The organism is Duganella vulcania (assembly GCF_009857655.1).
GTDB lineage: Bacteria > Pseudomonadota > Gammaproteobacteria > Burkholderiales > Burkholderiaceae_D > Rugamonas > Rugamonas vulcania.
The window spans coordinates 26242-35637 of record NZ_WWCX01000065.1 but is presented as its reverse complement, the minus strand read 5'-3'; the positions used below and the strand labels follow the sequence as shown (position 1 = coordinate 35637).

General features: G+C 64.4%; 8 protein-coding genes and 1 pseudogene. 7 read left to right on the top strand and 2 right to left on the bottom strand.

Going from position 1 to position 9396, the window contains the following annotated elements:
- A pseudogene (locus GTP90_RS25460) lies at positions 1-1261 on the bottom strand (5-methyltetrahydropteroyltriglutamate--homocysteine S-methyltransferase); the annotation flags it as partial.
- Between the two features lie 106 nt (positions 1262-1367).
- On the opposite strand from GTP90_RS25460, the gene GTP90_RS25455 reads away from it, so the two are divergent.
- The 6 genes from GTP90_RS25455 to GTP90_RS25430 all read left to right on the top strand — a co-directional run bounded on the left by GTP90_RS25455 (position 1368) and on the right by GTP90_RS25430 (position 6616).
- Positions 1368-2276, top strand: coding sequence for a LysR family transcriptional regulator (locus tag GTP90_RS25455; protein WP_117012474.1), 909 nt, complete (start codon positions 1368-1370; stop codon positions 2274-2276).
- Positions 2277-2549: 273 nt separating this feature from the next.
- Complete coding sequence (locus tag GTP90_RS25450) at positions 2550-3728, top strand: acetyl-CoA C-acetyltransferase (RefSeq protein ID WP_161086157.1); 1179 nt, start codon at positions 2550-2552, stop codon at positions 3726-3728.
- 99 nt (positions 3729-3827) lie between these two features.
- Positions 3828-4568: an acetoacetyl-CoA reductase gene (phbB, locus tag GTP90_RS25445; RefSeq protein ID WP_117012476.1), complete on the top strand. Its 741-nt coding sequence runs from the start codon at positions 3828-3830 to the stop codon at positions 4566-4568.
- A gap of 89 nt (positions 4569-4657) precedes the next feature.
- Positions 4658-5614, top strand: a complete 957-nt coding sequence (gene pip, locus GTP90_RS25440) for a prolyl aminopeptidase (RefSeq protein ID WP_161086156.1) — start codon at positions 4658-4660, stop codon at positions 5612-5614.
- Between the two features lie 81 nt (positions 5615-5695).
- The gene (locus tag GTP90_RS25435; RefSeq protein WP_161086155.1) at positions 5696-6139 is read left to right on the top strand and encodes a DUF2721 domain-containing protein; all 444 of its coding nucleotides are present in this window, start codon (positions 5696-5698) and stop codon (positions 6137-6139) included.
- A gap of 24 nt (positions 6140-6163) precedes the next feature.
- On the top strand, positions 6164-6616 hold the full coding sequence (locus tag GTP90_RS25430; protein WP_161086154.1) for a hypothetical protein: 453 nt from the start codon (positions 6164-6166) through the stop codon (positions 6614-6616).
- Here the strand turns inward: GTP90_RS25430 and GTP90_RS25425 are convergent, their stop codons facing one another.
- Positions 6617-7144: an SRPBCC family protein gene (locus GTP90_RS25425; RefSeq protein ID WP_254452037.1), complete on the bottom strand. Its 528-nt coding sequence runs from the start codon at positions 7142-7144 to the stop codon at positions 6617-6619. It lies immediately after the preceding gene.
- A 205-nt stretch (positions 7145-7349) separates the two neighbouring features.
- Here GTP90_RS25425 and GTP90_RS25420 point away from each other — a divergent pair, with 205 nt between their 5' ends.
- The gene (locus GTP90_RS25420; RefSeq protein WP_161086152.1) at positions 7350-9395 is read left to right on the top strand and encodes an NADPH-dependent 2,4-dienoyl-CoA reductase; all 2046 of its coding nucleotides are present in this window, start codon (positions 7350-7352) and stop codon (positions 9393-9395) included.
- The last annotated feature ends 1 nt before the right edge of the window (position 9396 follow it).

Genomic DNA, 9396 nt, shown 5'->3' with positions numbered 1-9396 from the left:
TGCGTTCGCGCACGGCGTCCTGGTGCACGCGCGGGCTGGCGCGGCGGCTGGCGATGGCGGCGCGCGAGGCGTCCAGCGCGTCGACGGTGGCGGCGTCGTGCTTGCCTTGCAGCGCCTGCTTGAGCACGTACAACTCGTCCAGTTTTTCAGTCGCGAAAGCCAGCCATGATTTGATTTCCTGGTCGAGCGCGGTTTCGGAGGCCAGGCTGAACGGCACGTGCAGCAGCGAACACGACGTCGAGAGCCACAGCTTGCCGCCGCGCTTGTCCGCAATGGGCGCCAGCGCGGCCAGCGCCGCGTCGAGGTCGGTGCGCCAGATGTTGCGGCCGTCGACGATGCCGACCGACAGCACCTTGTGCACCGGCAGCCAGTCGGCGATGCTGGTCAGTTCATGCGGGGTGCGCACGCCGTCCACGTGCAGGCCGGCCACCGGCAGGCGGCAGGCCAGGCTCAGGTTCTCTTCCAGCGGCGAGAAATACGTGGCCAGCAGCAGCGGCACGCCGACCTGGTTCAACTGCCAGTAGCTGTTTTCAAACGCGCTGCGCCACGGCGCCGGCAGGTCGAGGCCAAGGATGGGCTCGTCGATCTGCACCCATTGCACGCCTTGCGCCTTCAGGCGGTCCAGCACCTGGCCGTAGACCGGCAGCAGCTGGTCCAGTAAGCCCAGGCGGTCCAGGCCGGCGTCCTTGGCCTTGCCCAGCCACAGGAAGCTCAGCGGCCCCAGCAGCACGGCCTTGACCGCATGGCCCAGCGCCTGCGCCTCGGCCACCTCGTCGAACAGGCGCTCGCAGGCCAGCGAGAAGGCGGTCTCCGCCGTGAACTCCGGCACCAGGTAGTGGTAGTTGGTGTCGAACCACTTGGTCATTTCCAGCGCGGCCGAGGCGTGCGGCTGGCCGTCGTGCGAGTGGTCGTGGCCGCAGGCTTCATGGTGACCACCGTCGCCGCGCGCCATGGCGAAGTAGCGGCTCAGCTGCGATTGCCCGGCCGTGAAGCCGTAGCGGGCCGGCTCGCAGCCCAGCAGCTGGATGTGGTTGGCGACCTGGTCGTAAAAGGCGAAGTCGCCGACGGTCACGAAGTCCAGCCCGGCCTGCCGCTGCAGCGCCCAGTGGCGCGCGCGCAGGTCGCGGCCGACCGCTTCGAGGCCGGCGTCCGGCAGTTCGCCGCGCCAATTGGCCTCCAGCGCGAACTTCAGCTCGCGGGCCGCGCCTATGCGCGGGAAGCCGGGAACGTGGCTTTGGATGGGTTTATTCGATGTTGTCATTTTGATGTCATCCGCATTTAATATTGGTGATATAAAGTGTGCGGCAATCCGGTCTATAATCAAAACGAAAGATTTTGCGGCTTCACATGAAAATATTTAATAGACCATGCTAGAGATACGTCACCTGCGCACCCTGAGTGCCCTCCGCTCCGCCGGCAGCCTGGTCCGGGCCGCGCAACTGCTGAACCTGACGCAGTCGGCTCTGTCGCATCAGATCAAATTGCTGGAAGATCGCTACGGTGGGCCGCTTTTTGAGCGAAAATCCGTGCCGATCGGGTTTACCGCCACCGGCGCCCGGCTGCTCAAGCTGGCCGATCTGCTGCTGCCGGAAATCGAGGCGGCCGAGCGCGAGGTAGCGCGCCTGACCCAGGGCGACACCGGCCAGCTGCGCGTGGTGCTTGAATGCCATACCTGCTTCGACTGGCTGATGCCGGTGATGGATGAATTCCGCAAACGTTGGCCGGACGTGGAGATCGACCTGGTGTCGGGCTTCCACAGCGAGCCGGCCGAGCTGCTGCGCAGCGGCGCCGCCGACCTGGTGATCGGCTCGCACTACGGCCCGGAGTTCGCCACCTTCCCGCTGTTCCGCTTTGAAATCCTGGTCGTGATGGCGCAGAAACACCGGCTGGCGGCCCAGCGCCGCCTGCTGGCCGCCGATTTCGAGGGCGAAACGCTGATCACCTATCCGGTGCCGGAAACCCGTATCGACCTGATCCGCGAAGTCTTGCAGCCGGCCCACATCCACTACGAGCGCCGCACCGCCGAGCTGACGGTGGCGGTGCTGCAGCTGGTGGCCAGCCGCCGCGGCATCGCCGCGCTGCCGAACTGGGCGATCAAGAACTATGTCGACTACGACTACGTCATCGCCAGGCCGGTTGGCGAGCAGGGCCTGTGGAGCGACCTGTTCGTTTCCGTGCCCGAGGCGCAGAAACAGAAGGCCTACGTGCTCGACTTCGTCAACGTGATACGCGAACAGTGCGCCAGCACCCTGGACGGTATCAAATTATTATCGTGACTTATTGATACTGTTTCTTCAAAATGATTGCGTGGCGTTTGACGCATGTCAAAGATGCCACGATGTGCGACGCTTACGATGAGTGCCCAACCAGCGCTGATCATTGGCACGGATGCTGCTTGAGGAATCCTGTCACCCTCGGGAAAGTTCTCGCGGCGACGCACAATCGAAACCCAGCACGGCCTGGCCGTCGAAGCGTATTATCGAAGTTCGTATTGTTGCTAAAGTTGTTGCTAAACTAAGCCGGCCCCGGCCGGCGCATTGGAGAGTCAAATGGATGATGTAGTTATCGTGGCCGCTGGCCGTACCGGTGTCGGCAAATTCGGCGGCAGCCTGGCGAAGACGCCGGCTTCCGAACTGGGCGCACACGTGATCAAGGGTCTGCTGGCCAAGACCGGTATCGATCCCAACCTGATCAGCGAAGCCATCCTCGGCCAGGTACTGACCGCCGGCGTCGGCCAGAACCCTGCGCGCCAGGCCGTCATCAAGTCCGGCCTGCCGAACACCATTCCAGGTTTCACCATCAACCACGTGTGCGGCAGCGGCCTGAAGGCCACCCACCTGGCGGCCCAGGCCATCAAGGCGGGCGATGCCGAGATCATCATCGCCGGCGGCCAGGAAAACATGAGCGCTTCGCCGCACGTGATGAACGGTTCGCGCGACGGCTTCCGCATGGGCGACTTCAAAATGGTCGATTCCATGATCGTCGACGGCCTGTGGGACGTCTATAACCAGTACCACATGGGCACCACCGCCGAGAACGTCGCGAAGAAATACGAGATTTCCCGCGCCGAGCAGGACGAGTTCGCGCTGAACTCGCAGCTGAAGGCGGAAGCCGCGCAAAAGGCCGGCAAGTTCAAGGATGAGATCCTGCCGCTGGAAATCGTCCAGAAAAAAGGCAGCATCGTGTTCGACACCGACGAATACGTCAAGCCGGGCTCGACCATCGAAGCGCTGTCGAGCCTGCGTCCTGCCTTCGCCAAGGATGGCACGGTCACCGCCGGCAACGCCTCCGGCCTGAACGACGGCGCCGCCGCCGTCATCATGATGTCCGCCTCCAAGGCCAAGGAACTGGGCCTGACCGTGCTGGCCAAGGTCAAGGCCTACGCTTCGTCCGGCCTGGACCCGGCCTTCATGGGCATGGGCCCGGTCTCGGCCACCAAGCTGTGCCTGAAAAAGGCCGGCTGGACCCCTGACGACCTGGACCTGATGGAAATCAACGAAGCCTTCGCCGCCCAGGCCGTGGCCGTGAACAAGGAAATGGGCTGGGACACCAGCAAGATCAACGTGAACGGCGGCGCCATCGCCATCGGTCACCCGATCGGTGCATCCGGCGCCCGCATCCTGGTCACGCTGATCCACGAAATGGTGCGCCGCGACGCCAAGAAAGGCCTGGCCTCGCTGTGCATCGGCGGCGGCATGGGCGTGGCGCTGGCGATCGAACGCGCCTGAACACTGTCCTGATTTGTAGCATCCGCAGCAGTGCCGCGCCGGGCGGGTCCCGGCGCGGTGTCAGACGATTTTTGGTGTCAATTTAAGAGGGGACGAAAAATGGCAAGAGTTGCATTAGTAACCGGCGGCATGGGTGGCTTGGGCGAGGCAGTGTGTTTCAAACTGTCGGCACTGGGCTATATCGTAGTCACCACGTATTCCCCTGGCAATCCGAAGGTCGAGCAATGGCTCGCCACTACCCGCGACCAGGGCTTTAATTTCCGCGCATACCCATGCGACGTGGCCGATTACGATTCGGCCCAGGCGTGCGTCGCCGCGATCGTCAAAGATATCGGTCCAATCGACGTGCTGGTGAACAACGCCGGCATCACCCGCGACATGACTTTCAAGAAGATGGACAAGCCGAACTGGGACGCCGTCATGGCCACCAACCTGGATTCCGTGTTCAACATGACCAAGCCGGTGTGCGACGGCATGGTGGAACGCGGCTGGGGCCGCATCATCAATATCTCGTCGGTCAACGGCCAGAAGGGCGCCTTCGGCCAGACCAACTATTCGGCCGCCAAGGCCGGCATGCACGGCTTCACCAAGGCGCTGGCGCTGGAAGTGGCCCGCAAGGGCGTGACCGTCAACACCATCTCGCCGGGTTACATCGGCACCAAGATGGTGATGGAGATCCCGCAGGAAGTGCTCGACACCAAGATCATCCCGCAGATTCCGATGGCCCGCCTGGGCAAGCCGGAAGAAGTGGCGGGCCTGGTTGCCTACCTGTCGTCGGACGAGGCAGCCTTCGTCACCGGCGCCAATATCGCCATCAACGGCGGCCAGCACATGTCCTAAGCGGCATGTGGCAGTAGCCCCGGGCCAGGTTCGTTCGCGATCCTGGCTTTTTTTTCGTACAATCTGCTATCGATGCTTAAAGGATAGCCATGTTCGACCCGACCTCGCCCCTGTTTCCGCCCGTCCTGCCGTCGCGCCACGGCATGCTGGCGGTCGACGACCTGCACACCATCTACTGGGAAGAGGTCGGCAATCCGCAGGGCATCCCGGTGGTGTTCCTGCATGGCGGTCCGGGCGCCGGCCTGTCGCCGCAGCACCGCCGCTTCTTCGACCCGGAGCAGTACCGCGTGATCCTGTTCGACCAGCGCGGCGCCGGCAAGTCGCTGCCGCTGGGCGAATGCCGCAACAACACCACCGAGCTGCTGATCGCCGACATCGAGCGCCTGCGCGCCATGTTCGGCATCGAGCAGTGGCTGGTGTTCGGCGGCTCCTGGGGCTCGACGCTGGCGCTGGCCTACGGCCAGGCGCATCCCGAGCGCTGCCTGGGCTTCATCCTGCGCGGCATCTTCCTGTGCACGCAGGCGGAAATCGACTGGTTCCTGCACGGCGCCCAATGGTTCCATCCCGAGGTGCACGCTGAATTCGTCGCGCCCATCCCGCCGGCCGAACGCGGCAACCTGCTGCAGGCCTACGTCGACCGCATCATGAGCGACGACCCGGCCATCCACTGGCCGGCGGTGCGCGCCTGGAGCCGCTTCGAAGGCCGCCGCGTGTTCCTGATGCCGCAGGCCGAGGATCCGCCGTCCGACACGCTGGACCTGGGCGTGGGCCGGCTCGAATCGCACTACATGGCCAACCTGGGCTTCTTCAGCGAGGACCAGCTGCTGCGCAACGTCGACCGCATCGCCCACCTGCCGGCGGTGATCGTGCAGGGCCGCTACGACGTGATCTGCCCGCCGGTGTCGGCGTGGCGGCTGCACCAGGCCTGGCCCGGATCGCTGCTCACCATGGTGCCGGACGCCGGCCATGGCGCGATGGAAAAGGGCATCTCGCGCGCGCTGGTGGGCGCCACCGAGCAGTTCAAGCAGACGCGCGGATTTGCCTGAGCCGGCGCCGAACCGGCCCGGAATTGGGGGACACCCGGCGCGGGCTGATACACTATCGATAATTCCAGTCCTTACGCATCCATGAATATACAAGTCGGCGATATCGGCCACATCATCCAGCTGGCGATCGCGCCGGTGTTCCTGCTGACCGGCGTCTGCACCAATCTTGTGGTGCTGACCAACCGCCTGGCGCGCATCATCGACCGTTCGCGGGTGCTGGAGGACCGGCTCGACATCGGCTACAGCGACGCCTACCTGAACGAACTCGATGTGCTCTACCGAAGATCGCACCTGATCAACGTCTCGATCACGCTGTCGACCGCCTGCGGGCTGCTGATTTGCCTGGTGATCGCGATGCTGTTCTGGGGCGATATCACCAACATCTCGCTCGATAAGTACATCGCGGGCATGTTCGTGGTGGCGATGCTGGCCCTGATCGGCAGCTTCTACTACCTGCTGCGCGAGATCTTCATTGCCTCGGCGGCGATGCGCGCGCACCGCCATGTGCGCCGCCCGGCCAAATAACTTTGTAAAGAATAGAGTACCGATATGCACGACTACCAACGCCCTCCGACCCTGTACCGCTACGGCGTGCGCGAAGACCTGGAACTGGCGCTGACCCAGGGCCAGTTCATCCTGACCCCGGCCAACAGCTGCCTGACGCTGAGCTTTTCCAAAGTGTGGGACCGCAAGCTGTTCGAGCTGTTCTCGTCGGACAGCTGCCTGGTCATCCACAACACCGAGGAATTCGGTGAGCGCCTGCACCGCGCGGTGCAGCGCACCTTGCCCAGCTGGGCGGGCATCGACGGCGCCGTCGAATACGGCACCCGCGCGGCCCTGGGCGCGGCCTTCACCAAGACCGCGGCCGAAGCGCAGGAACAGGAATGGCAGTTCGCCTGGCGCGCCATGCAGGCCAAGCTGAGTCTCAATCCGGTGCTGGTGAAGATCGGCAGCCTGGAAAACTTCGCGGAGCTGCGCGACCGCGATACGTATTTAGCTTAATTATTTAGGCTCTTCGCGGCGGTCGAGGCGCGCCAGCACGGCGCTCATCATGCGCTCGATATCGCCGCGTATCATCTTCGCGCCGAGGATGCCGGGCACGTAGAAGTTCGGTATCAGCTTGCCGCTGTAGACCACCTTGGTGCCGCCGGTTTCGGGCACCGGTATCAATTCCCAATGCGATTCGTAGTGCTTCATGTCGCCGGAGATCAGCGAGATGTCGATCGACGACATCGGCTGCTCGGTCGCGCGCACGATCAGGTGGATGGACTTGGACATGAACAGGAAGCGCGCCACGCCGAACTGCTCGATGATGACCTCATTGCCGTTGCGTGACAAAACCCGGCACGACTCCATGTCCGGCACGAATTCCGCCATGCGCTCATAACCCGTGAGGATGCGCCATACCTTCGGCAGTGGCGCCGCCACCGTGCCGGTGGCGTCCACTTCGTACATGTGCAGCGCATCGAGCTCCACCCGGTTGACCGACACCTCCAGCTTGGGCAATTCAAGCCTGGGTGTCTGTGCCATCACTGGAGCGGCCACACCCAATAACAAAAACAAAAGGAATCGCATCATCGTTCCAGCGTAAGGGAAAGGGTGGCAGAATACAAGAGCGCTACCGCACCCTCCGCCAAATTCGGGAGCGGAAGCCGGGACTTTAGAAGCCCAGGTCTAGAGATTTGCGTTTTAATGCGGGCATGTCCATGCCCCACGTCTGACTCTAACAACCATAATGACAACTTCACCATACCCACACCTGCTGGCTCCCCTCGATCTTGGCTTCACGACGCTGCGCAACCGCGTCGTCATGGGCTCCATGCACACCGGTCTTGAGGACCGCTTCTACAACTACGGCAAGCTGGCCGCCTTCTACCGCGAGCGGGCGCGCGGCGGGGTGGGGCTGATCGTCACCGGCGGCATCTCGCCCAACCGCTCCGGATGGCTGCTGCCCTTCGGCGGCACGCTCAATTTCAAGGGCGACGTGATCAACCACCGCCGCGTCACCAGCGCGGTGCACGAGGAGGGCGGCAAGATCCTGATGCAGATACTGCACGCGGGCCGCTACGGCTACCAGCCCTTCGTGGTATCGGCGTCGGAGAAGAAATCGCCGATCTCGCCGTTCAAGCCGCGCGCGCTGACCGAGGCCGGCATCGAAGCGACCATCCGCGACTACGCCCGCTGCGCCAGGCTGGCGCGCGACGCCGGCTACGATGGCGTCGAGGTGATGGGCAGCGAAGGCTATCTGCTCAACCAGTTCCTGTGCGCGCGCACCAACCTGCGCACCGACCAGTGGGGCGGCAGCATCGAGAACCGCATGCGGCTGTCGGTGGAAATCGTCAAGCGCATCCGCGCGGAAGTGGGCAATGACTTCATCATCATGTACCGCCACTCGCTGCTCGACCTGGTCGACGGCGGCAACACCTGGGAAGACGTGGTGGCCGTGGCCAAGGCCCTGCAGCATGCCGGCGTGACCATCCTCAATTCCGGCTACGGCTGGCACGAGGCGCGTGTGCCGACCATCGTCACCTCGGTGCCGCGCGCCGCCTTCGCCAGCCTGGCGGGCCGCCTGCGCCGCGAGGTGACGATACCTGTCGTGGCCTCCAACCGCATCAACATGCCGGCCGAGGCGGAAGGCATCCTGCAGCGCGGCGACGCCGACATGATCTCGATGGCGCGTCCCTTCCTGGCCGACTCGCACTTCGTCGTCAAGGCGGCGCAGGGCCGCACCGACGAAATCAACACCTGCATCGGCTGCAACCAGGCCTGCCTCGATCACACCTTCTCCAACAAGCGCGCCAGCTGCCTGGTGAACCCGCGCGCCTGCCACGAGACGGAACTGGTCTACGCGCCGGCGGCGAAGAAGCGCCGCGTGGCGGTGGTCGGCGCCGGGCCGGCCGGTTTGTCGGCGGCCACGGTGGCGGCGGAATGCGGGCATGACGTGACCCTGTTCGACTCCAGCGACAGCGTCGGCGGCCAGTTCAAGATCGCCATGCAGATCCCGGGCAAGGAGGAATTCGCCGAGACCATCCGCTACTTCCGCCGCAAGCTGGAGCTGACCGGCGTGAAGGTCAAGCTGGGCGTGCGCGTCACGCGCGAGCAGCTCATCGCGGAAGGCTATGACGACGTGGTGGTCGCCACCGGCATCAAGGTGCGCCGCCCGCCGATCGAAGGCATCGACCACCCGAAGGTGCTGTCGTATATCGACGTCCTGCAGAACAAGGCGCCGGTGGGCAAGCGCGTGGCCATCATCGGCGCGGGCGGCATCGGCTTCGACGTGGGCGAGTACTTGCTGCACGATCCCAAACACCCGCTGCCGCTGGCGCTGGATGTCTGGGCCAAAGAATGGGGCGTGGACATGAAGGGCGACACGCCGGGCGGTCTGACGACCGTCTCCGCGCCGGAGCCGGTGCGCCAGCTGTATCTGCTGCAGCGCAAGACATCCAAGCTGGGCGCGGGCCTCGGCAAGACCTCGGGCTGGGTGCACCGCGCAGTCCTGGCGCGCAACGGCGTGGTGATGCTGGCCGGCGTGCAGTACGACCGCATCGACGACCAGGGCCTGCACGTGACCATCGCCGGCGAGCAGCGTTTGCTGTCGGTGGATAACGTGGTGGTCTGCGCGGGGCAGGACAGCCTGACCGAGTTGATGCCGTCGGAAGAGGAGGTCAAGGCCAACGCCAAGTGGCCGCGCTTCCACAAGATCGGCGGCGCGGCATTGGCCGCGGAGCTGGACGCCAAGCGCGCCATCAAGGAAGGCGCGGAGCTGGCGGTCAGCCTGTAAT

What these genes read in the sequence shown, in the direction of transcription:
- pip (WP_161086156.1), top strand. Translation starts at nt 4,658, where the DNA reads ATGTTCGACCCGACCTCGCCCCTGTTTCCGCCCGTCCTGCCGTCGCGC.
- phbB (WP_117012476.1), top strand. Translation starts at nt 3,828, where the DNA reads ATGGCAAGAGTTGCATTAGTAACCGGCGGCATGGGTGGCTTGGGCGAG.
- GTP90_RS25420 (WP_161086152.1), top strand. Translation starts at nt 7,350, where the DNA reads ATGACAACTTCACCATACCCACACCTGCTGGCTCCCCTCGATCTTGGC.
- GTP90_RS25435 (WP_161086155.1), top strand. Translation starts at nt 5,696, where the DNA reads ATGAATATACAAGTCGGCGATATCGGCCACATCATCCAGCTGGCGATC.
- GTP90_RS25450 (WP_161086157.1), top strand. Translation starts at nt 2,550, where the DNA reads ATGGATGATGTAGTTATCGTGGCCGCTGGCCGTACCGGTGTCGGCAAA.
- GTP90_RS25425 (WP_254452037.1), bottom strand. Translation starts at nt 7,144, where the DNA reads ATGGCACAGACACCCAGGCTTGAATTGCCCAAGCTGGAGGTGTCGGTC.
- GTP90_RS25455 (WP_117012474.1), top strand. Translation starts at nt 1,368, where the DNA reads ATGCTAGAGATACGTCACCTGCGCACCCTGAGTGCCCTCCGCTCCGCC.
- GTP90_RS25430 (WP_161086154.1), top strand. Translation starts at nt 6,164, where the DNA reads ATGCACGACTACCAACGCCCTCCGACCCTGTACCGCTACGGCGTGCGC.